23 protein-coding genes and 4 tRNA genes are annotated in these 23,730 nt (G+C 73.4%); 8 read left to right on the top strand and 19 right to left on the bottom strand.

Translation table 11 applies throughout. The features are described 5' to 3' along the window. Positions 1-44: 44 nt before the first annotated feature. The 3 genes from nusG to L6241_RS11140 all read right to left on the bottom strand — a co-directional run bounded on the left by nusG (position 45) and on the right by L6241_RS11140 (position 1,414). Positions 45-947, bottom strand: a complete 903-nt coding sequence (gene nusG / locus L6241_RS11150) for a transcription termination/antitermination protein NusG (RefSeq protein WP_368246257.1) — start codon at positions 945-947, stop codon at positions 45-47. A gap of 76 nt (positions 948-1,023) precedes the next feature. Further along, positions 1,024-1,284, bottom strand: a complete 261-nt coding sequence (gene secE, locus L6241_RS11145; protein ID WP_068277056.1) for a preprotein translocase subunit SecE — start codon at positions 1,282-1,284, stop codon at positions 1,024-1,026. Positions 1,285-1,341: 57 nt separating this feature from the next. Then, positions 1,342-1,414, bottom strand: a tRNA-Trp gene (locus tag L6241_RS11140). A gap of 207 nt (positions 1,415-1,621) precedes the next feature. Here L6241_RS11140 and L6241_RS11135 point away from each other — a divergent pair. From L6241_RS11135 to L6241_RS11115, 5 genes are all read left to right on the top strand, one after another. After that, complete coding sequence (locus L6241_RS11135) at positions 1,622-2,959, top strand: aminotransferase (protein WP_368246256.1); 1,338 nt, start codon at positions 1,622-1,624, stop codon at positions 2,957-2,959. Between the two features lie 5 nt (positions 2,960-2,964). Continuing rightward, on the top strand, positions 2,965-4,026 hold the full coding sequence (locus L6241_RS11130) for an adenosine deaminase (protein WP_368246254.1): 1,062 nt from the start codon (positions 2,965-2,967) through the stop codon (positions 4,024-4,026). Then, positions 4,023-5,321 (top strand): D-arabinono-1,4-lactone oxidase, encoded by a 1,299-nt coding sequence (locus L6241_RS11125; protein WP_368246253.1) that lies wholly within the window; start codon positions 4,023-4,025, stop codon positions 5,319-5,321. Before L6241_RS11130 ends, L6241_RS11125 begins: the two co-directional genes overlap by 4 nt. Then, the gene (locus tag L6241_RS11120; protein ID WP_368246252.1) at positions 5,318-6,520 is read left to right on the top strand and encodes an amino acid deaminase/aldolase; all 1,203 of its coding nucleotides are present in this window, start codon (positions 5,318-5,320) and stop codon (positions 6,518-6,520) included. The genes L6241_RS11125 and L6241_RS11120 overlap by 4 nt, the downstream gene beginning before the upstream one ends. A 120-nt stretch (positions 6,521-6,640) precedes the next feature. Continuing rightward, positions 6,641-8,140 (top strand): S8 family serine peptidase, encoded by a 1,500-nt coding sequence (locus tag L6241_RS11115; protein WP_229299489.1) that lies wholly within the window; start codon positions 6,641-6,643, stop codon positions 8,138-8,140. Between the two features lie 72 nt (positions 8,141-8,212). On the opposite strand, the gene L6241_RS11110 is transcribed toward L6241_RS11115, so the two are convergent. From L6241_RS11110 to L6241_RS11065, 10 genes are all read right to left on the bottom strand, one after another. After that, complete coding sequence (locus L6241_RS11110) at positions 8,213-9,286, bottom strand: UDP-N-acetylmuramate dehydrogenase (protein WP_368246250.1); 1,074 nt, start codon at positions 9,284-9,286, stop codon at positions 8,213-8,215. Next, on the bottom strand, positions 9,286-9,711 hold the full coding sequence (locus L6241_RS11105) for a MaoC family dehydratase (RefSeq protein ID WP_068277035.1): 426 nt from the start codon (positions 9,709-9,711) through the stop codon (positions 9,286-9,288). The genes L6241_RS11110 and L6241_RS11105 overlap by 1 nt, the downstream gene beginning before the upstream one ends. Then, positions 9,708-10,160 (bottom strand): MaoC family dehydratase N-terminal domain-containing protein, encoded by a 453-nt coding sequence (locus L6241_RS11100; protein WP_123092249.1) that lies wholly within the window; start codon positions 10,158-10,160, stop codon positions 9,708-9,710. Before L6241_RS11100 ends, L6241_RS11105 begins: the two co-directional genes overlap by 4 nt. A gap of 88 nt (positions 10,161-10,248) precedes the next feature. Continuing rightward, complete coding sequence (gene rpmG / locus L6241_RS11095; RefSeq protein ID WP_068277029.1) at positions 10,249-10,419, bottom strand: 50S ribosomal protein L33; 171 nt, start codon at positions 10,417-10,419, stop codon at positions 10,249-10,251. A gap of 143 nt (positions 10,420-10,562) precedes the next feature. Then, positions 10,563-10,636: transfer RNA gene (locus L6241_RS11090), tRNA-Met, on the bottom strand. A 43-nt stretch (positions 10,637-10,679) separates the two neighbouring features. Next, positions 10,680-10,752, bottom strand: a tRNA-Thr gene (locus tag L6241_RS11085). Between the two features lie 95 nt (positions 10,753-10,847). After that, the gene (locus tag L6241_RS11080) at positions 10,848-11,264 is read right to left on the bottom strand and encodes an acyl-CoA thioesterase (protein ID WP_368246247.1); all 417 of its coding nucleotides are present in this window, start codon (positions 11,262-11,264) and stop codon (positions 10,848-10,850) included. Beyond that, entirely contained in the window at positions 11,257-11,865 is a 609-nt protein-coding gene (locus L6241_RS11075) for a DNA-3-methyladenine glycosylase I (RefSeq protein ID WP_318183097.1), read from the bottom strand. The genes L6241_RS11080 and L6241_RS11075 overlap by 8 nt, the downstream gene beginning before the upstream one ends. Beyond that, on the bottom strand, positions 11,862-12,293 hold the full coding sequence (locus tag L6241_RS11070; protein WP_368246245.1) for a hypothetical protein: 432 nt from the start codon (positions 12,291-12,293) through the stop codon (positions 11,862-11,864). The genes L6241_RS11075 and L6241_RS11070 overlap by 4 nt, the downstream gene beginning before the upstream one ends. A gap of 81 nt (positions 12,294-12,374) precedes the next feature. Then, a tRNA-Tyr gene (locus L6241_RS11065) sits at positions 12,375-12,455 on the bottom strand. Between the two features lie 89 nt (positions 12,456-12,544). Between L6241_RS11065 and L6241_RS11060 the strand changes: the two genes are divergently transcribed. Then, on the top strand, positions 12,545-13,039 hold the full coding sequence (locus L6241_RS11060; protein ID WP_068277021.1) for a YajQ family cyclic di-GMP-binding protein: 495 nt from the start codon (positions 12,545-12,547) through the stop codon (positions 13,037-13,039). Here the strand turns inward: L6241_RS11060 and L6241_RS11055 are convergent. After that, entirely contained in the window at positions 13,030-13,695 is a 666-nt protein-coding gene (locus L6241_RS11055) for a hypothetical protein (RefSeq protein WP_368246243.1), read from the bottom strand. The genes L6241_RS11060 and L6241_RS11055 overlap by 10 nt on opposite strands. A 99-nt stretch (positions 13,696-13,794) precedes the next feature. On the opposite strand from L6241_RS11055, the gene gntA reads away from it, so the two are divergent. Together gntA and L6241_RS11045 are read left to right on the top strand one after the other, a co-directional pair. Next, positions 13,795-14,520, top strand: a complete 726-nt coding sequence (gntA, locus tag L6241_RS11050; protein ID WP_368246241.1) for a guanitoxin biosynthesis heme-dependent pre-guanitoxin N-hydroxylase GntA — start codon at positions 13,795-13,797, stop codon at positions 14,518-14,520. After that, positions 14,520-15,191 carry a DUF1989 domain-containing protein gene (locus tag L6241_RS11045; RefSeq protein ID WP_083968997.1) on the top strand — a complete coding sequence of 224 codons (672 nt, stop codon included), beginning with the start codon at positions 14,520-14,522 and terminating at the stop codon, positions 15,189-15,191. Before gntA ends, L6241_RS11045 begins: the two co-directional genes overlap by 1 nt. Here the strand turns inward: L6241_RS11045 and L6241_RS11040 are convergent. From L6241_RS11040 to L6241_RS11020, 5 genes are all read right to left on the bottom strand, one after another. Beyond that, positions 15,188-16,009, bottom strand: a complete 822-nt coding sequence (locus L6241_RS11040) for a hypothetical protein (RefSeq protein ID WP_123092256.1) — start codon at positions 16,007-16,009, stop codon at positions 15,188-15,190. The two genes, L6241_RS11045 and L6241_RS11040, sit on opposite strands and share 4 nt — an antisense overlap. 117 nt (positions 16,010-16,126) lie before the next feature. After that, positions 16,127-17,473: an MFS transporter gene (locus tag L6241_RS11035; protein WP_368246239.1), complete on the bottom strand. Its 1,347-nt coding sequence runs from the start codon at positions 17,471-17,473 to the stop codon at positions 16,127-16,129. A 126-nt stretch (positions 17,474-17,599) separates the two neighbouring features. After that, complete coding sequence (locus L6241_RS11030) at positions 17,600-19,270, bottom strand: AMP-binding protein (protein ID WP_368246237.1); 1,671 nt, start codon at positions 19,268-19,270, stop codon at positions 17,600-17,602. Positions 19,271-19,284: 14 nt separating this feature from the next. Continuing rightward, positions 19,285-22,476: a carboxyl transferase domain-containing protein gene (locus L6241_RS11025; RefSeq protein ID WP_368246236.1), complete on the bottom strand. Its 3,192-nt coding sequence runs from the start codon at positions 22,474-22,476 to the stop codon at positions 19,285-19,287. Positions 22,477-22,505: 29 nt separating this feature from the next. Next, entirely contained in the window at positions 22,506-23,702 is a 1,197-nt protein-coding gene (locus L6241_RS11020) for an acetyl-CoA C-acyltransferase (protein ID WP_191562924.1), read from the bottom strand. Between the last annotated feature and the right edge of the window lie 28 nt (positions 23,703-23,730).

The raw sequence follows: 23,730 nt of genomic DNA, 5'->3' as shown, positions 1-23,730 counted from the left end.
GTTGCATGCCGGTCCGAGGTGTCAGACCGGCCGCCGTCCTGCGCTCAGATCTTGGCGACCTGGCTGTAGGACAGCTCGACCGGGGTCTCCCGGCCGAAGATGGAGACGAACACCTTGAGCTTCTGGGTGTCCGGGTGGACCTCGGCGATGCTCGCCGGCATGGTCTCGAAGGGGCCGTCGGTGACGGTGACCGACTCGCCGACCTCGAAGTCGAGGGTCGTGCCCTGGCCGGAGCCGTCGGCGCCCTTGCTCGCTCCCCCGCCGGAGGTCGCGCCGGCGGCGGACTTCTCCAGGTCGGCGGGCTTGAGCATCGTGTAGACCTCGTCGAGGCTCAGCGGGACCGGGTCGTGGGCGTTGCCGACGAAGCCGGTGACGCCCGGGGTGTGCCGCACGGCGCCCCACGACTCGTCGGTGAGGTCCATGCGCACGAGGACGTAGCCGGGCATGCGCGGCTGCTTGCGCGTCTTCTTCTGGCCAGACTTGATCTCGGTGACCTCGTCGATCGTGACGGCCACCTCGAAGATGCAGTCCTCCATGTTGAGGTTCGCGACGCGCGTCTCGAGGTTGTGCTTGACGCGGTTCTCGTAGCCCGCGTAGCTGTGGATGACGTACCAGTCGCCGAACTTGCTCGCGAGGTCGTCCTTGAAGGCCTGGACCGGGTCGGCCTGGTCCTCGGGGAGCAGGTCGCCGTCCTCGTCCGTCGTGGGGGCGCTCTCGTCGCTCACCTCGACGTCGACGTCCTCGGTGGCGTCGTCCTCGCTCGCGCCGTCCTCGTCGGAGGAGGCGTCGAGGGCGAGGTCGGCGTCGGCGTCGAGCGCGCGCTCGGCCTCGACCTCGTCGGCGCTGGGCAGGTCGGGCGTGGCGAGGCCGCTGGCGGCGGCCTCGGCCTGGGCAGGCGTCAGCTCGTCGTCGGAGCCGGCGAAGGGGCTGGTCGGCTGGTCGGACATGGCCTGGTGCTACCTCACGTGTTGTGGACGGGCGGCGCGGGGCGCCGCAGGACGTACGGGTCGTGCGGGGGCGGGGTCAGCCGCCGAAGACCCACATCACGAGCCTGGTGAAGCCGAAGTCGACCAGCGACACGAAGAGCATCATCACCGTGACGAAGACGATGACGACGAGCGTGTAGTTGACCAGCTCCGAGCGCGTCGGGCGGACGACCTTGCGGAGCTCGTCGAGCACCTGGGTGATGAAGAGCCCGATCGACCCGAAGAACCGGGACACCGGGTTGCCGCCCTTGGGCTCCTGACGTCGAGCCTTCGACGGCTGCGCACCGAGCTCGGTCACGTCGTCACTTCTCTCGTCGTCGGGGACACCATGCTGCGCGGTGGGTACCGCGTAACGCAGGGCAGGAGGGACTCGAACCCCCAACCGCCGGTTTTGGAGACCGGTGCTCTACCAATTGAGCCACTGCCCTACGGGCCCCGGGCTGGGTCCGGGTCCCGCGGTCGACCCCCTTCGTCAGGCCTGCCCGGGGGCATGGCGGAGACTCTGGTCGAGGTCAACCAAGGGACCACCATACGTGAGCCGGTGGCCCGGGCGCGAACCGGCGCCGAGCCGCCCGGCCCGCAGCGGGCGGGGCGCCCCCGCCCGCGCCGACCACGGCGGTGCCAGACTGGCGCTCGTGACCGCCCAGCGCAGCCCTCGGCCCCTGTCCGACCTCGCCCCCGACGAGCTCGACGATCTCCTGGCGAGCACGCGGGAGGACTACGAGGCGCTGCGCACGAAGGGCCTGGCCCTCGACGTCACCCGCGGCAAGCCGAGCGCTGCCCAGCTCGACCTCTCCGACGCCCTGCTCCGCCTGCCGTCGACGACGACCGACCGCTCCGGCACGGACGTGCGCAACTACGGCGGCCTGGCCGGTCTCGTCGAGATCCGCGAGATCTTCGCCGACCTGCTCGGCGTCGACGTCCCCCAGCTCGTCGCCGGGGGCAGCTCGTCGCTCACCCTCATGCGCGAGTGCCTCGTCGACCTCCTGCTCTTCGGCGGCGTGGACTCCCCTCGGCCGTGGAAGGACGAGGAGTCCGTCACCTTCGTGTGCCCCGTGCCGGGCTACGACCGCCACTTCGCCCTCCTCGAGGAGCTCGGCATCTCGATGGTCACGGTGCCGATGCGTGAGGACGGGCCCGACGCGGCCGCGGTCGCCGCGCTCGTCGCCGACGACCCGGTCGTCAAGGGCATGTGGCTCGTGCCCACCTACGCCAACCCGACCGGGGCGGTCTGCAGCCAGGAGGTGGCCGCCGAGCTCGCCGCGATGCCGACGGCCGCGCCGGACTTCAAGATCTTCTGGGACAACGCCTACGCCGTGCACCACCTCGGGCCGGACGAGGCCAAGAGCGCCGACGTCCTCGGCCTCGCGGCGGCCTCGGGCCACCCCCACCGGCCGATCATGTTCGCGTCGACGAGCAAGATCACCTACGCCGGGGCCGGCGTCGCCTTCATGGCGAGCTCGACCGAGCAGGTGGCGTGGTACCTCGAGCACCTCGGCAAGGGCTCGATCGGCCCGGACAAGGTCAACCACCTGCGCCACGCCGAGCTCTTCGGCGACGCCGAGGGCGTGCGGGCGCACATGCGCGAGCACGCCGCGATCATCGCGCCGAAGTTCGCCGAGGTCGACCGGGTCCTCGGCGAGCGCCTCGGGGGGCTCGGGATCGCCCGGTGGAACTCCCCCACCGGCGGCTACTTCGTCAGCCTCGACGTCGTGCCGGGCACCGCGAGCCGGGTCGTAGAGCTGGCGAAGGGGGTCGGCGTCGCCCTCACCCCGGCCGGGGCGTCCTTCCCCTACGGCCGGGACCCGCAGGACGAGAACATCCGCCTCGCCCCGACGATGCCGCCCCTGGACGAGGTGCGCGAGGCGATGGAGGTCGTCGCGACGTGCGTCCTGCTCGCCGCCGTCGAGCACGCGACCGGCGCGGGTCGCGACCGGCCCGACGGTCTCGCCGGCCAGGGCGACCAGGGGTAGGGGCGGTGCCCCGGCGCGATCTCGCCGTCCTGCCCAAAGCGCACCTCCACCTGCACTTCACCGGCTCGATGCGGGTCGAGACCGTGCGCGAGATGGCCGCCGAGCACCGGCTGCGACTGCCGAGCGCGCTCGACCCGGGCTCCTACCCGCCCGAGCTCTCGGCCGCCGACGAGCGCGGGTGGTTCCGCTTCCAGCGGCTCTACGACGCGGCGCGGCACTGCGTGCGCGGCGAGGCCGAGATGCGGCGGATCGTGCGCGAGGCCGCGGCCGACGACGGCGCGGAGGGCTCGCGCTGGCTCGAGCTGCAGGTCGACCCGACGTCCTACGCCCCCTTCGTCGGCGGGATCACCCCGGCCATCGAGATCGTCCTCGACGAGGCCCGGGCGGTCTCGCGCGACGCGCGGCGCACAGGCTCGGCGCAGGTCGCGATCGTCGTCGCGGCGAGCCGGGTGCGCCACCCGCTCGAGGCCCGCACGCTAGCCCGCCTGGCCTCCCACCACGCCGGCGACGGACCCGGCGAGGTCGTCGGCTTCGGGCTGTCCAACGACGAGCGGCGCGGTGACACCGCCGACTTCGCCCCCGCCTTCCGCATCGCCGAGCGGGCCGGTCTGCTCCTCGCGCCCCACGCCGGTGAGCTGCTCGGGCCGACCGCCGTCGAGACGACCGTCGAGGCCATCGGGCCGCAGCGCCTCGGCCACGGCGTGCGCTCCGTCGAGGACCCCCGCGTCCTCGACCTCGTCGTCGAGCGCGGCATCGGCCTCGAGGTCTGCCCGGGGAGCAACGTCTCGCTGGGGGTCTACCCCGAGGCGGGGGCGGTCCCCCTTCGCCGGCTCGTCGACGCTGGCGCCCAGGTAGCCCTCGGCGCCGACGACCCCCTCCTCTTCGGCTCCCGGCTCGTCGACCAGTACGAGACCGCCCGCGACCTCGGGCTCGACGACGCCGCCCTGGCCGACCTCGCCCGCGCCTCCTTCGCCATGAGCCGCGCGCCGCAGGAGGTGCGCCGCCAGGCCGAGGCCGACGTCGACGCGTGGCTCGCCCAGGACCCCGGCGACGGGTCGGGATCGTGACCTGGCAGAACTGGGCGGGCACGGAGCGGGCCGACCCGGCACGGGTCGTCTCGCCGTCGTCGACCCAGGAGGTCTGCGACGCCGTCCGTGCGGCCGTGCGCGACGGGCTCGGGGTCAAGGCGGTCGGTGCCGGTCACTCCTTCTCCGGCGCGGCCGTCGCCCCGGGCGTGCAGCTGCTGCCCGACCGGCTGGACGCGGTGCACGAGGTCGACCGCGCCTCGGGCCTGGTGCGTGTCGGGGCGGGGATGCCGTTGTACCGGCTCACCCCCCTGCTCGCCGAGCACGGGCTGGCCCTGGAGATCCTCGGTGACATCGACCGGCAGACCGTCGGCGGTGCGGTGAGCACGGGCACCCACGGCAGCGGCGAGAGGTTCGGGAGCATCTCGACGCAGGTGCGCGCGCTCGAGCTCGTCCTCGGCGACGGGAGCGTCGTCACCTGCTCGCCGACGCAGAGCCCCGAGCTCTTCGCGGCGGCCCGGGTCGGCATCGGCGCCCTCGGCGTCATGACGAGCGTGACGCTCCAGTGCGTGCCGCTCTACGCGCTGCACGCCGTCGACGCGAAGATGCCGATGGAGCAGCTGCTCGAGGAGATCGACGAGCTCGCCGCGACGAACGACCACTTCGAGCTCTTCTGGTTCCCGCACACCTCGACCGCGCTCACCCGGCGCTTCGAGCGGCTGCCCGAGGACGCGCCGCTGCGGCCGATGAGCACCCTCGCCCGGCTGCTCGACGACGAGATCGCGACGAACGTCGGGCTCGAGGCGCTGCTGCGGGTCGGCACCCGGGTGCCACGCCTCGTGCCGGGCATCACCTCGCTCGTCACCCGGGCGATCTCGGCCCGCGACTTCACCGACCTCGCGCCGCGGGTCTTCGCGTCCCGGCGGGACGTGCGCTTCCGCGAGGGCGAGTACTTCGTGCCCCGCGATGCCCTCGTGCCGGCCCTGCGCGAGCTGTGGCGGTGGGTCGAGGAGCACGACGAGCCGGTGTCCTTCCCCTTCGAGATCCGCTTCGTGCGCAGCGACGACATCTGGCTCTCGCCGGCGTACGAGCGCGAGAGCGCGGTCGTCGCCTTCCACCAATACCACCGCATGCCGCACGAGCGGTGGTTCTCGGTGTGCGAGGACGTGCTCGGCGCGGCCGGCGGGCGGCCGCACTGGGGCAAGATGCACCGGCTCGACGCGAGCGCCCTGCGCCCGCTCTACCCCCGCTTCGACGACGTCCTCGCGGTGCGCGACGAGGTCGACCCCGGACGGGTCTTCGCCAACCCCTACCTCGAGCGGGTGCTCGGACCATGAGCGGGGACCCCCGCGCCCGCCCCGTCGACCACGACGCTCTCGCCCGTGCCACCGCGCACCTCGAGCCCCCCTTCGCCGTCGTCGACCTCGCCGCGCTGCGCGCGAACACCGCCGACCTCGTCCGGCGGGCCGGCGGCACCCCGATCCGGGTCGCGAGCAAGTCGGTGCGGTGCCGCGAGATCGTCCGGCGCACCCTGGCGACCCCCGGGTACGCCGGGGTCCTCGCCTACACCCTGCCCGAGGCGCTGTGGCTCGCCGAGGAGGTCGAGGACGTCGTCGTCGGGTACCCCAGCGTCAACCGCGCGGCGCTCGCCCGGCTCGGGGCCGACGAGCGCCTGGCCGCCCGGGTGACCCTCATGGTCGACAGCCGGGAGCACCTCGACCTCACCGCCGCCCACGTCGGGGCCGACGGCCCACCGGTGCGGGTGTGCGTCGAGCTCGACGCGTCGCTGCGGCTGGCCGGCGGCCGGGTGCACCTCGGGGCGCGCCGCTCGCCCGCGCACACCCCGCAGGAGGTCGCCGCCCTGGCCCGGGCGGTCCACGACCACCCACGGCTCCACCTCGTCGGGCTCATGGCCTACGAGGGTCAGGTCGCCGGTGTCGGCGACGACCAGCCCGGGCTGCGTCGTCTCGCCGTCCGCGCGGTGCAGCGACGCTCGGTGGCCGAGCTCGCGCAGCGTCGGGCCGAGGCCGTCGCCGCGGTGCGCGAGGTGGCGCCGCTCGACTTCGTCAACGGCGGCGGCACCGGCAGCCTCGAGACGACCTCCGCCGAGGCCGCCGTCACCGAGGTCGCGGCGGGGTCCGGGCTGCTCGGCCCGCACCTCTTCGACCACTACACCCGATTCCGGCCCCGCCCGGCCGCCCACTTCGTCCTGCCCGTCGTGCGGCGCCCCTCCCCCCGGCACGCGACGGTGCTCGGCGGCGGCTGGGTCGCCTCGGGCGCGGCCGGGCGCGACCGCCTCCCGCTCCCGGTGCACCCGCCCGGCCTGCGTCTGCTCGGGGCCGAGGGAGCGGGCGAGGTGCAGACGCCGCTCACCGGTCCTCGCGTCGACGACCTGCGCATCGGCGACCGCGTGTGGTTCCGCCACACGAAGGCCGGCGAGCTGAGCGAGCACGTCGACGTCCTGCACCTCGTCGAGGGCGACGAGGTCGTGCAGAGCGTGCCGACCTACCGCGGGGAGGGCCGGGCCTTCTTGTGACGCGGTCCGTCACGAAGGCGTGACCCGCAGGGGTCTGGCGCGGGCGAGCCCCGCCTGCCAGGATCGCCGGAGCCCGCCGCGCACCCTGTCGGCGGGGCAGCCCGAAGGAGAAACTCCCCCATGGCTTCAACGAGGAAGCGCACCACCCCCTGGATCGTGGCGACCGCCGCGATCGGTCTCACCCTCGTCGGCTCGCAGTCCGCGGCCGGCTCGAGCAGCGCGGCCGAGCCGCCGTCGACCCCGGTCCCCGTGAGCACGCCGGACGGTCAGCTCGCGAGCTACGTCGTCAACGCCAAGATCGTCAACCCCGGCCAGGTCCGCAAGGTCGAGAAGGCCGTGGAGGCCGCCGGCGGCGTCGTCGTGCAGTCCTGGCCCCAGATCGGCGTCGTCGTCGCCCACTCGAAGAACGGCGACTTCCGCACCGAGGTCGTCACCAAGGCCAAGGGCGCCGTCGCGTCGGCCGGCCCGACCCGCACCGCCACCGTCCTCGAGGGCACCCCCGAGGGCGTCCAGGCCCCCTGGGGCCCGGGCAAGGGCCAGATCAAGGCGATCCCCCGCGCCGAGGACCCCGTCGAGGGCCCGACCACCCCGGCGACCGGAGTCCCGGAGCAGTACGAGTCGCTCCAGTGGGACATGAAGAACATCGGCGTCCCCGAGGCCCACAAGACGACGACCGGCTCCTCGAAGGTCACCGTCGGCGTCCTCGACAGCGGCATCGACCCCGACCACCCGGACCTCGCCAGCCAGATCGACGTCGCGCAGTCCGTCAACTGCACGGCCGGCGGTCGTCCCGACACCTCGGCCACCGGCTGGGCCCCGACGACGAGCGACCACGGCACCCACGTGGCCGGCACCATCGGTGCCGCCCGCAACGGCGTCGGCATCGTCGGCGTCGCCCCGGGCGTGAAGATGGCCTCCGTCAAGGTCGTCAGCGACGAGGGGTACATCTACCCCGAGTACGCGATCTGCGGCTTCATGTGGGCCGGCGAGAAGGGCATGGAGGTCACGAACAACAGCTACTACGTCGACCCCTTCGAGTTCTGGTGCGGTGACCAGCCCGAGCAGGCCCCGGCCCTCGAGGCCGTGCGCCGCGCGGTGAAGTGGTCGCAGGACGAGGGCACCGTGCACGTCGCCGCGGCGGGCAACAGCTCCTACGACCTGTCGAACAAGACGACGAACGCCTCGAGCCCGAACGACGGCACGGCGGTCAACCGCACGATCAACTCCTCGTGCAAGGACATCCCGACCGAGCTCGACGACGTGCTCACCGTCTCCTCGATCGACCAGGCCGGCAAGCTGTCGTCGTTCAGCAACCGTGGCCTCGGCTCGATCGACGTCGCGGCGCCGGGCAGCCGGATCCTGTCGACGATCGTGTCGAACAACGGCTGGGGCTACAAGAGCGGCACCTCGATGGCGTCCCCGCACGTCGCCGGTGTCGTGGCCCTCATGCGCTCCGCTCACCCCGAGCTGAGCGCCTCGCAGGTCGTCGAGCGCATCCGCGCCCAGGCGACCGACACCCCGTGCTCGACGACCGCGGCCGGTGCGCCGTGCGTCGGTGACGCCTCGGAGAACAGCTACTACGGGCAGGGTGTGGTCGACGCGGCCGCGGCCGTGCGCTGACCCACCGCAGCAGCGGCGGCAGGGCCCGGCACCCGAAGGGGTGCCGGGCCCTGCTGCCTGCGGGGGGAGCGGCTAGAGCGCGTGCCCGACGAAGACCGGCTCGTTGACGAGGGTCACGCCGAAGGCCTCGCGGACGCCGTCGCGCACCTCGCGGGCCAGCGCGGCGACGTCCGCCGCGCTCGCGGACCCGCGGTTGGTCACCGCGAGCGTGTGCTTCGTCGACAGCGCGGCCGGGCCCGGCATGCCGTAGCCCTTGCCGAAGCCGGCCCGCTCGATGAGCCACGCAGCGCTCGTCTTCGCCTGGCCGCCGGGGGCGTCGAAGCGGGGCGGCGGCGGTGCGTCGGGCCCGAGCCGCTCCGCGGCCCGGGCGACGAGGACGTCGTGGTCGGCGGCGGGCAGGACGGGGTTGGTGAAGAAGGACCCGCAGCTCCACGTGTCGTGGTCGGCCTCGTCGAGCACCATGCCGCGACGGCGGCGCTGGGCGAGGACGGCCTCGCGGGCGTCGGCGAGCGGGACCCGCTCCCCCAGCTCGACGCCGAGCTGCTGGGCGAGGTCCGCGTAGGCGACCGGTGCGGAGAGGTCGGCGAGGGCGAGCTGGAAGCTCACGTCGAGGACGACGAAGCGGTCGGTGCCCTTGAAGACCGAGTGCCGGTAGGTGAAGCGGCAGTCGGCCGCCGCCATCGTGCGCACCTGACCGGTCGTGCGGTCGAGCACCCGGACCCGGGCGATGGTCTGGGCGACCTCCTGGCCGTAGGCGCCGACGTTCTGCACCGGCGTCGCACCGGTGAGCCCGGGGATCCCGCTGAGCGCCTCGATGCCCGACCAGCCGGAGGCGACCGCGTGGGCGACGAGGTCGTCCCACGGCTCGCCGGCGGCGACGGTGACGAAGGCCCCCGAGCACAGGTCCTGGGACTCGACGGTGATGCCGCGGCTGGCCATGCGCAGGACGACGCCGTCGAAGCCCTCGTCGGCGACGACGAGGTTGGAGCCCCCGGAGACGACGAGCAGCTCACGCCCGGCGGCGTCGACCTCGCGCACGACGGCCACGGCCTCGTCCGCCGACTCGACGGTGACGAGGGTGGCGGCGGGGCCGCCGACCCGCATCGTCGTCAGCGGGGCGATCGGGGCGTCGTGGTCGGTGCGCATCAGTCGAGCTGGACGGTGACACGGCAGCGGCCGAGCACCTTCTCGCCGGCGCACGTCGCGGTGACGTCGACGACGGCCCGGCGGGTCTGCTCGTCCAGGCTCGTGACCTTCGCGCTCACCTCGACGTCGGCGCCCTCCTCGTAGGGGACGACGACCGGACGGGTGAAGCGGGTGCCGTAGTCGACGACCCGGCCGGGGTCGCCGACCCACGAGGTGACGACCTCGACGGCCGCGCCCATGGTCCACATGCCGTGGGCGATGACGTCGGGCAGGCCGACGGAGCGCGCGAAGCGCTCGTCCCAGTGGATGACGTTGCGGTCGCCGGAGGCACCGGCGTAGCCGACGAGGGTGGCCCGGTCGACGTGGAGGGTCAGACCCGGCAGCTCCTCGCCGACGCTCACCTGGTCGTGGGTGCGCACGCTCATGCCGACTCCTCCCCGCGGATGACGATCGTGGACAGCGACGTCGCGACCGGCTGGTCCTCGGGGTCCAGCAGGTCGCTGCGCATGACGACCATCGTGTGGCCGCCGGCGGCGCGCACGGAGTCGATCGTCAGCACCCCGCGCAGCTCGTCGCCGGCGACGATCGGGCGGTGGTGGACGAAGCGCTGCTCGCCGTGGACGACGCGGGAGTAGTCGACCCCCGCCTCGGGGTCGGTGACGAACTGGCGGTCGGTGCGCTGACCGGCGATGACCGCGAAGGTCGGCGGCGCGACGAGGTCGCGGTAGCCGGCCGCCCGGGCGGCCTCGAGGTCGCGGTGCAGGGGCGAGCTCGCGCCGACGGCGTCGGCGAAGTCGCGGATCGCCTCGCGGCCGACCTGGTAGGGCTCGGTCGGGGGGTACGTGCGCCCGACGAAGGACTCGTTGACAGCCATGGGCCTCACCCTAGTGCCGCGCCGGGACAGCGCGACGCCGCCCCAGGCCGGTGGCCGGGGCGGCGTCGAGGTGCGCGGTGCGGGACGCTCAGCGGGTCTCGCGGTGCAGCGTGTGGCGCCCGTCGCGACGGCAGTACTTCGACAGCTCCATGCGGTCGGGGTTGTTGCGACGGTTCTTCTTGGTGATGTAGTTGCGCTCCTTGCACTCCGTGCACGCCAGCGTGATCTTGGGACGGACGTCGGCGCTCTTGCTAGCCACGGGACAACCTGCTCTCGGAACGGGGGTGGAGACGATCTGGTCGGGCACACGCGCCCTGGGCGGCGGCCATCGACATACCAGGATAGGGCACGCACCGAGGACGGCGAAATCCGCGCTGCGGATGCCACCGGCACCGGTGCTCGTAGCGGGAGCGGGACTCGATCCCGCGACCTCACGATTATGAGTCGTGCGCTCTAACCAGCTGAGCTACCCCGCCGTGCGGTGCGGCACCGACCGGACGAGCCGGTGATGCCATACCGAGCCCCCTGTCGGAATCGAACCGACGACCTTTTCCTTACCATGGAAACGCTCTGCCGACTGAGCTAAGGGGGCGTGCCGCACACGTGTGCGCGGCGCCTCGCAGAGATTACACGGCGAGGCGGTCGGGGCGGAAATCGGGGCCCGCGGGTTCCCCCATCGCCCCCCTCCTAGGCCTGCTCGGACCGCGCGATCGAGGTCATCGCGGCGCGCAGGGAGCCCTCGATCGGCACGGGGGTGCGGGTCGCCCGGTCGACGAAGACGTGGACGACGTGGCCGGTCGCGACGGCGACGCCGTCACTAGCCCGGGAGAGCTCGAGCGACCACGTCACCGAGGTGCGCCCGAGACGGGCGACGGACAGCGCGACCACGAAGCGGTCGGGGTAGGAGATCTCCGCGTGGTAGCGGCAGCCGCTCTCGGGCACGAGGTCGACGACGTCGCCGGCGGGGTCGAAGCCCTGGGCCTGGAGCCAGTCGTTGATGACCGTGTCCATCACCTGGTAGTGCACGGCGTTGTTGACGTGGCCGAACTGGTCGTTGTCGAGCCAGCGGGTCGGGACCTCGGTGACGAAGGGGTGGTCAGGCACGGGTGCCATCCTCTCGCCACAGCCCGGACGTCCCGCGCCGGTGGCTGCCGACGAGGTGGGTGTCGACGACGCCGACCGCCTCCATGAGCGCGTGCATCGTCGTCGGGCCGACGAAGGCGAAGCCGCGTGCCTTGAGCTCTCGGGCGAGGGCGACCGACTGCGGCGAGGTCGTCGGCACCTCGGCCTGGGTCGTCGGCACGGGGGTGGTCTGCGGCTGGTGCGACCACACGAGCCCGGGGAGCCCGCCGTCGGCGCGCAGCTCGAGGGTCGCGCGGGCGTTGGTGATCGTCGCGGCGACCTTGCGCGCGTTGCGCACGATGCCGGCGTCGGCCATGAGGCGGGCGACGTCGGCGTCGCCGTAGCGGGCGACGCGCTCGGGGTCGAAGTCGTCGAAGGCCGCCCGGAAGGCGGGCCGCTTGCGCAGGATCGTCGCCCACGACAGCCCGGACTGGAAGGCCTCGAGGCTCAGCCGCTCGAAGAGGCCGCGCTCGTCGCGCACCGGCATGCCCCACTCGGTGTCGTAGTAGGCACGCAGCAGCGGGTCGGTGCTCGCCCAGGGCGGGCGGGCCAGCCCGTCCTCGCCGACGACGAGGTCGCTCACCGGGGGTCCTCGCCCGCGTCCTGCGGGGTGGGGTCGAGCGCCGTGGCGAGCAGCGAGATCGCGGCGCCGCCGAGGCCGAGGACGAGCCGGGGGTGCCGGGTCGTGCGCTGCGCCCAGCGCTCGACGGCAGCCTGACCGCGCAGCCCGAGCTCGCCGCCGGCGGCGAAGGTCACCGCGGCGAGGGTCCCGAGGCCGAGCGAGACGGGGAGGGGCACGCGCTGCCGGGGCCCGTCGGCGGGCTCGGGGCTGCCCTCGCGCCACCCGGCCGCCGCACCGGTCGCGACGGCGACCCCGGCGCCGGCCGCGACGACGAGGGTGACCCCGCGCAGCAGACGGGGGTGCTCCTGCGCGCTCAGGGCGGCGGTGACCAGGCCGGACGCGGCCGCGAGCGCGACCCCGCCCCGGGTGATCATCGGTCGGTCGGTCATCAGCGGTCCCTCCAGGAGGCGGTCACGGCCGGACGACGAAGGCCTCGGACCGGTGTCGGTCCGAGGCCTTCGCTGCACGGGTGGCGGGTGAAGGATTCGAACCTTCGAAGCTTTCGCGACGGATTTACAGTCCGCTCCCATTGGCCGCTCGGGCAACCCGCCGTGCGCGTGGAAGGATAGCAAGCCGCGGCACGCAGGCTAAATCGTGCGCGTGCACCCCGTCCCCGACCCGCACCCCAGGAGCACCCAGCATGGCCGACAGCAGCTTCGACATCGTCAGCAAGGTCGACAAGCAGGAGGTCGACAACGCCCTCAACCAGGCCGCCAAGGAGGTCGCCCAGCGCTACGACTTCAAGGGCGTCGGCGCCTCCATCGAGTGGAGCGGCGAGTCGGTGACGATCAAGGCGAACACCGCCGAGCGCGTCCTCGCGGTGCTCGACGTCTTCGAGACCAAGCTCGTGCGGCGCGGCGTCTCGCTGAAGAACATCGACTTCGGCGACAAGGAGCCCAAGCCCTCGGGCAAGGAGCACGTCCTCGCCGGCCCGCTCAAGGAGGGCATCGACCAGGAGAACGCGAAGAAGATCTCCAAGATCATCCGCGACGAGGGCCCGAAGGGGATCAAGGCCCAGATCCAGGGCGACGAGCTGCGCGTCTCGGGCAAGTCGCGCGACGACCTCCAGGCGGTGCAGCAGCTGCTCAAGGGCAAGGACCTCGAGGTCGCCCTGCAGTACACGAACTACCGCTGACCGACCCCGACCGGGCTCGCCGCCGCGCGGGCCCGGTCTGCGGTGGTCCGCACCGCGCGGGCCCAGGTGGGTGAGAAGACCTCGGGGTCGGCCAGCCACTGGAGGAGCGAGGACTCCACCCCTTCGAGCCCGCGCAGCTCGTCCGCGACGGCGGACACGACGAGCAGACCGGCCCGGGGCAGCTGGGTGCTCTCCCCCGCCGTCCGCATCTCGAGGTCGCGCTCGAGCTCGACGAAGGTGTCGTGGTCGAGCGCACCGAGCCGCGCCCGGCGCAGCCGCCGCGAGAGGCCGGCGAGCCCGTCCGCGCGGACCTGCTCTCCCTCGACCGTCCGGATCTGGTCCGCGAGCAGCGCGAGGTGCTCCTCGAGCAGGACCGTGGGCATCCCCCGCGCCGCGAGGACCTGCGCCAGCCACGACACCTGGCCCCACGCGTGGTCGGGGTCCGCCGTGCCGAGCCGGGCGAGCCAGCCCGAGTCGCTGGAGGAGAAGCGTCGGCCCCGCTCGGAGTACCGCGCCGCGTAGTACGGGTGGCGCTCGTAGGTCACCTCGATGGCGCGCTCGCACGCGGCGAGCAGCTCGGGGTCGGCGACGACGCGGTGCTCCCCGGCCTCGGGGTTGACCGTGACGGCGGGCTGCGTCTGGGATCGATCGCTCACGGCGGGCGATCCTAGGGCCTGCCGGGGCTCGTGGGGCAGATGGGGCTCACACCCGCAAGGAGGCATCGTCGGCCTCCCCGCCGACCTAGCGTCGAGGCCATGACTGTGCCCGAGACCGCTGCCCGCTCTCTCGAGCACCACCTCCAGGAGCAGGCCGACGCCGGTCTGGCCGAGGCGGGCAGGGACGACGTCGTCGCCGCGGTCGGCGCGATGATCGCCCACCCGGAGTACCCGTGCCTCGGCGCGCGCTCGGTCTTCCGCCGCGACGACGCGACCGTCGTCGTCCTCGACGACATGTCCTCGCCGCACGACGTCCACGAGCTCGCCCGGGCGCTGGCGGAGTACGGCCGCAGCGCCGACCCCGCGGGGCCCTTCGTCTCCTTCGTCGCCGTCTTCCGCGGCCCGGCCGTCGAGGACGAGCGCCACTTCGAGCAGATGCTGTGGCAGGTGCTGCAGACGCTGCACGACGAGGACGAGGTGCCGTGGGCGTCGGGCGTGGACCAGGAGCCCGACCAGGCGCACTTCGCCTTCAGCCAGGCGGGGGTCGCGTACTTCATCGTCGGGCTGCACCCGCAGGCCTCGCGCGTCGCCCGCCGTGCGCCGCTGCCGATGCTCGTCTTCAACCTCCACGAGCAGTTCGAGACCCTGCGCAGCCAGGGCTCCTACGAGCGCATGCGCGACACGATCCGACGCCGGGACATCGCCGTGCAGGGCACGACCAACCCGATGGTCGCCGACCACGGGTCGTCCTCGGAGGCACGCCAGTACTCCGGTCGTAGGGTCGACGAGGACTGGCACGCCCCCTTCACCCCGAGAGAGCCGTGATGACTCCCCCTTCGCAGCACCCCCGCACGCCCGCGCCCGACGCCCGCCGCGCCTACGCCGGCGGCGAGGACGCACCGGCCGAGGGCTTCACCCGTCTCGCGCCGCAGACGGGCACCGCCGTGCGGCTGCCGAAGGGGGCGACCCTCACCGTCGTCGACCCGTGCGGGGAGCAGGTGAGCGACCTCTTCCTCTTCGCCGCCGACGACCACGACGAGTGGTTCTCCAGCGGGCGCACGACCGACTACGCGAACACGATCTACGTCGGGCCGGGCAGCAGCCTCTACAGCAACCGCTCGCGCGTCATGGCGACCGTCGTCGAGGACAGCGTCGGGGTGCACGACCTCACGCTCACGCCGTGCAGCCAGGACACCTTCGACATCCTCTACCCCGACCTCGGCGGGGCCGAGCACCCGAGCTGCTTCGCCAACCTCGCCGGGGCCTTCGCGCCGCACGGCATCTCGCCGGACCGGATCTCGACGACGCTCAACGTCTTCATGGACGTGTGGACCGATCTCGACGGCGAGCTGCACATCGACCCGCCGCCGACGGTGCCCGGCGACCGCTTCGTCGTGCGCGCCGAGATGGACCTGCTCGTCGGCGTCACCGCCTGCTCCGCGGAGAAGTCGAACAACGGGCGGTGCACCCCGATCGACCTGCGCGTCGACGCCTAGCGCGGGATGACGGTCATGCCGGTCGCGTTGCCCACGAGGAGGGCGACGAGGCCGAGCAGGAAGCTCGCGACGAGGGCGGTGAAGAGCCCCGCGACCCCGCCGTCCCGCCTCGCCCTCGGTCGCGGGGCGAGGTGCTCACGGCGCGCGTAGGCCAGCCACCCCAGACCTCCCGGCACGATGATGATCACCCAGAGCCAGTACCACCGGTTGCCGTACGTCGGCCGGGCGTTGACGAGGACCCCCAGCGCAGCGAGAGTCACGAGCATCGGCACCACGGCGAAGCCCACGTCCCAACCCACCCCGTCGACCCAGGGCTCGGGCGCCGCGTCGACGCGGGCCTGGGGGATCTCGGCGTCGACGCGCTCGAGCAACGCGTCCCGGTGGCTGAGCTCCTCGCCGTACCAGTCGACCCACCCGCCGGAGAAGGTCCCCCAGGCCCACGGTGCGTCCGTGCCCGAGGACGTGGGCACGACGACGTAGCTGCGAGGGAAGAGGTCGTCGGCCCTCGTGTAGACGATCGCGCCGGAGGCGGGGTCGGACGCGCTCTCGCCGGGGGCGCCGTCCCACCACGAGGAGACGGGTACGCGCTGGTCACGCGCGATCTCCCCGATCGAGCCGTCCCTGAGATCTGACTCGAGGCGGTCGAGAGAGACGACCTGCGACCCGGCCAGCCAGGCGTACGCGGCGACGACCACCCACAGGACGACGAAGGCCCGCCCGATCCGGCGGCCCCACCGGGTGGGCGCCGGGCGGGCACCCCCTTCGCCCTCGGGTGCGGCGGGCTGCGGGACGTGCGGGTCCCGGGTCTCGATGCTCATGACGTGCTCCCCTGCTGCTGAGCGAGCAGCATCGCAGGTCACGGCCGGCCCGGCACCCCGGCACGCACGACGGCCACGACCCGGTGGGGTCGTGGCCGTCGCGTCCGGCGCGGGTGGTCAGATCGCGCTCGGGACCGACTCCTCGACCGGGCGCACCGCGTGGGTGCGGTCGTGGCGGGTGAGCAGGACGCGCAGCAGCGGCACGCACAGCAGGCCGACGCAGGTCGCGGCGATGAGGACCCACAGCCCCGAGGACGGCGAGCCGGTCGCCTTCTCGGTGAGACCGAACGCGTACGGCCCGACGAAGGCGCCGGTGAGACCGATGGTGTTGACGAAGGCCAGACCAGCCGCCGCGGCGACGCCGCCGAGACGGGCCATGAGGACCGACCAGTAGAGCGGCTGCACGCCGACGATGAAGAGCATCGTCGCGCTGAGGATGACCATGCGGGCCACGGGCTGGTCGACCGCGACGAAGACCAGCGCCATGACGATCGCCGCGGCCGTCGCGATCGCGATGAGCACGACCTCGTTGCCGGTGCGGGCGAGCACCCGCGGGATCGCGATGACGCCCACGACGGCGCCGATGCCGACCGAGCCGGCGATGAGACCGATCATGAAGGGGTCGGACACGTTCATCGACTCGACGATCGAGGGGACGAAGAAGACGACGCCGTAGGTCGCGATCTGGTTCATGAAGTAGATCGCCGCGATGGTGAGCAGGAAGGGCTTGGACATCGCGTTGCGGATGATCGCGCCGGGGGTCTCCACGACGTGGCCCTCGTCGCCGACGGCGCGCCGGGTGAGCTCGGCGGCCTCCTCCGGCTCGAGCCAGGTCGCCGTCTGCGGCGAGTTCGGCAGGCGGAAGAAGATGTAGACGCCGAGCAGGACCGTCGGGATGCCCTCGAGGACGAAGAGCCACTGCCAGCCGTGCAGCCCGCCGAGGCCGTCGAGCGTCATGATCGCGCCGCCGATGGGGTTGGCGACGATGAAGGCGACCGAGGACGCGGTGAGGATGAGACCGACGACCTTCGCGCGGTCCTTCTGCGCGAACCACATCGTGATGAGGTACATGATCCCGGGGTAGAGACCGGCCTCGGCGGCGCCGAGGAGGAGGCGCAGGACGTAGAAGACGGTCGGGTTGGAGATGAACATCATCGACATCGTCAGCAGGCCCCACGTCACCGCGATCCGGCTGATCCAGACCTTCGCCCCGACCCGGTGGAGGATGAGGTTGCTCGGCACCTCGAGGAAGGCGTAGGTGATGAAGAACAGCCCGGCGCCGAGCCCGTAGGCGGCGGCGTCGATGCCGGCGTCCACCTCGAGCGAGGTCTTGGCCAGGCCGACGTTCGTCCGGTCGACGAAGGCCATGAAGTACGCCGCCATGAGCAGCGGCACGAGGCGCGTGAGCGCCTTCTTCGTGGCCCGCTCGTGGATCAGGTCCGACGACGCTGTCGGTGATGTCATTGCCCGCTCCTTAGGTGAATGAACATTCGAGTTCGTGTTGAACCCGGATTCAGGTCTTGTCAACACCTCGGGCACCGCCGTGGACGTCGCCGGCCCGACCTGTGGGCGGTGACCCCGCGAAGGCGGTCAGCCCCGGGCGTCGAGCAGGTCCTGGGCGCGGCCCAGCAGCTCGCCCTTGCGGATCTTGCCGGTGTCGGTGAGGGGGAAGGTGTCGAGCACGTGGACCACGGGGACCTTGTAGGACGACATCTGCTCCCCCGCCCAGCGCTGCAGGTCCTCGGCGTCGACGGAGCACCCCTCGCGCGCGGTGACGAAGGCGACCGGACGCTGGCCGGTCCGCGGGTCGTCGGCGGGCACGACGGCTACCGAGGCGAGGTCGGGGTGGCGCACGAGGAGCATCTCGACCTCGGCGGGGAAGACGCTCATCCCCTTGACCTTGATCATGTCCTTCGTGCGCGCGAGGTAGTGCAGGCAGCCGTCCTCGTCGAGGTAGCCGGTGTCCCCCGTGTGCAGCCAGCCGTCGCGCAGCTGCTCGGCGCTCGCCTGCGGGTTGCGCCAGTAGCCGGTCATGATCGAGGGGCTGCGCAGGAGGATCTCGCCGTGCTCGCCGACGTCGAGGGGCCGTGCGCTCACGGGGTCGACGACAAGGACGTCGGTGCCGGGCACGGGCAGCCCGCAGAAGACCGGCTCGGCGAGCAGGTCGTGGTCGCCCTCGTGGAAGCCGTACGGCACGACGTCGACGGTGTGGCTCTCCGTCATGCCGTAGGAGCCCTCGCGCAGCACCGAGCCGGCACCGACGACCTCGGCCCACCGCCGGCGCACCTCGGGCGTCAGCTTGCGGATGAAGGACATCGTCATCGGGGCCGTGAGGCTGCTGAGGTCGCGCTCGGCCACCCCGGGCACCTCGAGGATCTCCAAATAGCTCTCGACCGTGGCAGCCGTCGTCGTCACGCCGTGCTGCTCGACGAGGTCGACGACGCGCGCGGCGTCCCACCGCTGCAGGAGCACCGACGTCCCGCCCATGACGAGCGGGATGAGGATGCCGAGGTCCTCCCCCGCGATCCAGAAGACCGGGATGAAGCACAACGACACGACGTGGGTGCCGAGGAAGCCGTTGGCCCCCGCCGCGCTCACCGCCGTGTAGACCATGTGCCGCTGGGTGTGCTCGCACCCCTTCGGCACCCCGGTCGTGCCCCCGGTGTAGTTGAGGGCGGCGAGTGCGTCGAGATCACGGGCCGGGTCGCGAAGGGGGTCCGCCGCCACCGCCTCGGACCAGCGCAGGACCCTCAGGCCCGGCTCCTGCGGCAGCGGGCCGTCGCCGACGACGACGAGCGCGCCGACGCCGGACTCCGCCGCTGCCGTCGCGGCCCGCTGCGCGAGGTCGGCGCTCGTCACGACGACCGCCGCGCCGGAGTCGCCGAGCTCGTGGACGAGCTCGGCGTGCTGGAACATCGGGTTGACCGGCACGTGCACGCACCCGGCGCGCAGCGTGCCGAGCATCGCGACGACGAAGTCCGGCACGTTGCCCAGGTGCACCGCCACGCGCTCGCCGGGGTCCACCCCGGCCGAGCGCAGCCAGCCGGCCCACCGCGCGTGCTCGTCGGCGAGCTCGGCGTAGGTGAGGACGCGCTCGTCGAGGACGACGGCGGGCTGCTCCCCCTTCGTCCTCGCCCAGGCGTCGACGTGCTCGGGGACGGTGAGCTCGCCGAGGGGGTGCACGACGTCACGGGGCACGCCCGGGGGTCGCACCCGCTCCTGCCGACGACGGATCTCGACCAGTGCCTCGTCGTAGTCCACGACGGCTCCTTCGCTCACCAGGTGTCGACGTACCGGCCCGGCACGTCGGGGACGGGTGCGGACGCGAGGGCGGTGAGGACCCACCGCCTCGTGTCCGCGGGGTCGACGACGTCGTCGAGCTCGACGACGGAGGCCGCCGCGACGGCCCGCCCGCGCTCGTAGAGGTCGTCGAGGAGGGCCTGCTCACGGGCGGCCCGCTCGTCCGGGTCAGCGATCGCCTCGAGCTCGCGCCGGTAGCCCAGGCGCACGGCCCCCTCGAGCCCCATGCCCCCGATCTCGCCGGTCGGCCAGGCGATCGTCGCCGCGGGGCGGTGGAAGCCGCCGGCTGCCATCGCCTGGGCGCCGAGCCCGTAGCCCTTGCGCAGGACGACGGTGATCATCGGGACCCGCAGGTGGGCGCCGATGACGAAGAGGCGCGCGAAGTGCCGGACCGCCGCCGTGCGCTCGTGCTCCGGCCCGACCATGAAGCCCGGGGTGTCGCACAACGAGACGACCGGCAGGCCGTGGGCGTCGCACAGCTGGAGGAAGCGCGCGAGCTTGTCCGCCGCCGGGGTGTCGATCGCCCCGCCGAGGTGCGCCGGGTTGTTGGCGACGAGCCCCATCGGCCGGCCCTCGACGCGCACGAGCGCGGTGACCATGCCGGGCGCGAAGCCGGCTCGCAGCTCGAGCACCGAGCCCTCGTCGGCGAGCGCCTCGACGGCCCGGCGCACGTCGTACACGCGCACGCGGTTCTCGGGCACGACGTGGCGCAGCAGGCGCTGGTCGGGGGCGGACCACGTGGCGTGGGTGCCCTGGAAGTACCCGAGGTAGCGCCGGGCGACGTCGACGGCCTCCTCCTCGTCCTCGACGACGACGTCGACGACGCCGTTGCTGCCCTGCACCTCGATCGGGCCGACGTCCTCGGGGCGGTGCACGCCAAGACCGCCGCCCTCGATCATCGCCGGCCCGCCCATGCCGATCGTCGAGTCACGGGTGGCGATGACGACGTCGCAGCACCCGAGCAGCGCGGCGTTGCCGGCGAAGCAGCGTCCGGCGGCGATGCCGACCGTCGGGACGAGCCCGCTGAGGCTGCCCATCGTCGCGAAGGTGCCGACGTCGAGACCGCTCGCGACGGTCGTGTCGGTGTCGCCGGGGCGACCGCCTCCCCCTTCGGCGAAGAGGACGACCGGCAGGCGCTGCGCCCGGGCGATCTCGAGGACGCGGTCGGTCTTCTTGTGGTTGAGGTAGCCCTGGGTGCCGGCGAGCACGGTGTAGTCGTAGGCCAGGACGGCGCAGCGGGTGTCCTGCGCGCCCGAGGACGCGCTCACCCGGCCGATGCCGGTGACGATGCCGTCGGCGGGCGTCAAGGCGATGAGGTCCTCCTCGCTGCGGCGCGCGCGCTGGGCGGCGCGGGCCAGCCCGCCGTACTCGACGAAGCTGTCCTCGTCGCACAGGTCGGCGACGTTCTCCCGCGCGGTGCGCTGACCGCGCTCGTGCCGTCGGGCGACGGCGTCGGGCCGGGCCGCGTCGAGACGGCGCTCGGCGCGCTCGCGCAGCCGGCGCAGGTCGTCGCGCTCGGCGTCGAGGTCGAGCACCTCCTGCTCGGTGCGCTCTCCACCCCCGAGGTCGTCGACGGCGATCTCGACGAGCAGGTCGCCGGCCGCGGTCGTCGTCCCGCGGTCGGGACGCACCGTGGTGACGACGCCCCCGGCGGGCGCGGTGACGACGTGCTCCATCTTCATCGCCTCGAGGACGAGGAGGGGGGCTCCCGGCTCGACGCGGTCGCCGGGGGCGACGAGGAGGTCGACGACCGTGCCGGTCGTCTCCGCGAGCACCCGGCCGTCCCCGGACTCGTGCGTGCCGCCGAGGCCGTCGAGGACCCCGCTGCCCTCGATCCAGCGGGTCGTCACCCGCCACGCGGCGAGGTCGTCGTGGTCGAGCACGGCGCGCAGGACGGGCAGGTTGGTCTCGACCCCGCCGACGACCATCTGCTCGGCGGCCTGCCGGGCCTTGCCCAGCGCGGCGGCGAGGTCGACCTGGCTGTGGGTGACGACCTTCGCGACGAGGGAGTCGAAGGTGCCCTCGAGACGGGTCCCGGGCACGAGGTGGGTGTCGACGCGCGTGCCCGGCCCGGCGGGCAGGACGAGCTCGTCGACGACGCCCTGCGCGGCGAAGGACTCGCCTCCGGCGCCGACGCGCTCGGCCGCGACGCGCAGCTCGACGGCGCTGCCGCGCACGGCCGGCGAGGTCTCCAGACCGATCTCGGCCAGGCTCGCGCCCTGCGCGAGGCGCAGCTGGGCGAGGACGAGGTCGACCCCCGTGACCATCTCGGTCACGGGGTGCTCGACCTGGAGGCGGGGGTTGACCTCGATGAACCACCAGCGGGTCGGGTCGTCAGCGTCGAGGAGGAGCTCGACGGTGGCCAGCCCGCGGTAACCGCGGCCGCGCAGCAGCGCCGCGGAGGCCTCGGCGAGATGCGTGCGCACCTGCTCCGGCAGGTCCGGGGCTGGGGCGACCTCGAGCACCTTCTGGAAGCGCCGCTGCAGGGTGCAGTCGCGTTCGCCGAGGGTCGTCACGGCACCGGTGCCGTCGCCGACGACCTGTACCTCGACGTGCCGGGCCCGCTCGAGGTAGAGCTCGGCGAAGAGGGCCGCGGAGCCCGAGCTGCGCTCGGCCTCGGACCCCGCCCGCCGCCAGGCCTCGGCGACGTCCTCGCCCGCGGGCACGGCCCGCATGCCGCGCCCGCCGCCGCCCGCGGCCGCCTTGACCATGACGCCCGCGGGGTGCTGCGCGGCGGCGAAGGCGACGGCCTCGTCCTGCCCGATCCCCACCGCGGTGGCGGGCAGGACCGGCACGCCGACCTCCTGGGCCGCGCGGCGCGCGGCGCCCTTGTCGCCGAAGAGGGCGAGCAGGTGCGACGCCGGGCCGACGAAGGTCACCCCGGCCTCCTCGCACGCGCGGGCCAGGTCGGGGTGCTCGCTGAGGAAGCCGTAGCCCGGGTGGAGCAGCGTGCAGCCGTGCTCGCACGCCGCCGCGACGAGCGCGGCGGCGTCGAGGTAGGCCCCGGGCCCCTCTCCGGGCAGGACGTGCACGGTGCCGGCCAGGCGCGCGGCGAGCGAGTCCGTCTCGTCGCGGGTCACCGCGACGACGGCGGGCAGGCCGGCCTCCTGGGCGGCCCGCACGACACGCACCGCGATCTCCCCACGGTTGGCGACGAGGACCGACATCGGGCTCGCCCTCCCTTCGTCGATACGGGTCAGTAGATCTCGAAGAGGCCGGCCGCCCCCATGCCGCCGCCGACGCACATCGTCACGACGCCGTAGCGGGCGCCGCGACGACGACCCTCGAGCAGGACGTGACCGGTCATGCGGGCCCCGCTCATGCCGTACGGGTGGCCGATGGAGATCGCGCCGCCGTCGACGTTGTAGCGCTCGGGGTCGATGCCGAGGCGGTCACGGCAGTACAGCGCCTGCACGGCGAAGGCCTCGTTGAGCTCCCACAGGTCGATGTCGTCGACGGTGAGCCCGTGCTGCTCGAGCAGCTTCGGCACCGCGAAGACCGGGCCGATGCCCATCTCGTCGGGCTCGCAGCCGGCGACCGCCATGCCGCGGAAGGCGCCGAGCGGGGTCAGTCCGCGGCGCGAGGCCTCGGCGGCCTCCATGACGACGACTGCGGAGGCCCCGTCGGAGAGCTGCGAGGCGTTGCCCGCGGTGATCGAGAAGCCCTCGGTCGCCTCGCCGGCGAGCACCGGGCGCAGCCGCTGGAGGTCCTCGATGGCCGTGCCGGGGCGGTTGCCCTCGTCGCGGGTGAGGGTCGTCTCGCGCGAGCTCACCTCACCGGTGGCCTTGTCGGCGACCTTCATCACCGAGGGCAGCGCGACGATCTCCTCGTCGAGGCGGCCGGCCTCCTGCGCGGCCGCGGTGCGGCGCTGCGACTCCAGGGCGTACTCGTCCTGCGCCTCGCGCGAGACGCCGTAGCGGTTCGCGACGACCTCGGCGGTCTCGAGCATCGACATGTACGTGGCGGGCACGTGCTCGACGAGCCACGGGTCCTTCATCCGGTAGGTGTTCATGTGCTCGTTCTGCACGAGCGAGATCGAGTCGACGCCGCCGCCGACGGCGACGTCCATGCCGTCGTGGACGACCTGGCGCGCGGCGGTCGCGATGGCCATGAGCCCGCTCGCGCACTGGCGGTCGACCGACATGCCGGCGACGCTCACGGGCAGGCCGGCGCGCAGGGCCGCCTGGCGGCCGATGTTCATCGAGCCCGCGCCCTGCTGGAGGGCAGCGCCGATGACGACGTCCTCGACCTGGGCGCCCTCGACGCCGGCCCTCTCGACCGCGTGGCGCACGGCGTGGCCGACGAGCTCCTGGGGCTGGGTGTCGTTGAAGGCTCCGCGGTAGGCGCGCCCGATCGGCGTGCGGGCGGTGGAGACGATGACGGCTTCGCGCATGGGTGGATCTCCTGGTCTGTGCGGGGTG

This window comes from Janibacter sp. Y6, assembly GCF_040900765.1.
GTDB lineage: Bacteria > Actinomycetota > Actinomycetes > Actinomycetales > Dermatophilaceae > Marihabitans > Marihabitans melonis.
The sequence above is the reverse complement of the archived record's forward strand: the minus strand, read 5'-3'. Positions and strand labels throughout refer to the sequence as shown.

Coding starts and splice junctions, on each gene's coding strand:
- nusG (WP_368246257.1), bottom strand. CDS start 947: ATGTCCGACCAGCCGACCAGCCCCTTCGCCGGCTCCGACGACGAGCTG.
- L6241_RS11115 (WP_229299489.1), top strand. CDS start 6,641: ATGGCTTCAACGAGGAAGCGCACCACCCCCTGGATCGTGGCGACCGCC.
- L6241_RS11120 (WP_368246252.1), top strand. CDS start 5,318: ATGAGCGGGGACCCCCGCGCCCGCCCCGTCGACCACGACGCTCTCGCC.
- L6241_RS11060 (WP_068277021.1), top strand. CDS start 12,545: ATGGCCGACAGCAGCTTCGACATCGTCAGCAAGGTCGACAAGCAGGAG.
- L6241_RS11045 (WP_083968997.1), top strand. CDS start 14,520: ATGACTCCCCCTTCGCAGCACCCCCGCACGCCCGCGCCCGACGCCCGC.
- L6241_RS11100 (WP_123092249.1), bottom strand. CDS start 10,160: ATGGCTGTCAACGAGTCCTTCGTCGGGCGCACGTACCCCCCGACCGAG.
- L6241_RS11070 (WP_368246245.1), bottom strand. CDS start 12,293: ATGACCGACCGACCGATGATCACCCGGGGCGGGGTCGCGCTCGCGGCC.
- L6241_RS11040 (WP_123092256.1), bottom strand. CDS start 16,009: ATGAGCATCGAGACCCGGGACCCGCACGTCCCGCAGCCCGCCGCACCC.
- L6241_RS11035 (WP_368246239.1), bottom strand. CDS start 17,473: ATGACATCACCGACAGCGTCGTCGGACCTGATCCACGAGCGGGCCACG.
- L6241_RS11110 (WP_368246250.1), bottom strand. CDS start 9,286: ATGCGCACCGACCACGACGCCCCGATCGCCCCGCTGACGACGATGCGG.
- L6241_RS11020 (WP_191562924.1), bottom strand. CDS start 23,702: ATGCGCGAAGCCGTCATCGTCTCCACCGCCCGCACGCCGATCGGGCGC.
- gntA (WP_368246241.1), top strand. CDS start 13,795: ATGACTGTGCCCGAGACCGCTGCCCGCTCTCTCGAGCACCACCTCCAG.
- L6241_RS11105 (WP_068277035.1), bottom strand. CDS start 9,711: ATGAGCGTGCGCACCCACGACCAGGTGAGCGTCGGCGAGGAGCTGCCG.
- L6241_RS11025 (WP_368246236.1), bottom strand. CDS start 22,476: ATGTCGGTCCTCGTCGCCAACCGTGGGGAGATCGCGGTGCGTGTCGTG.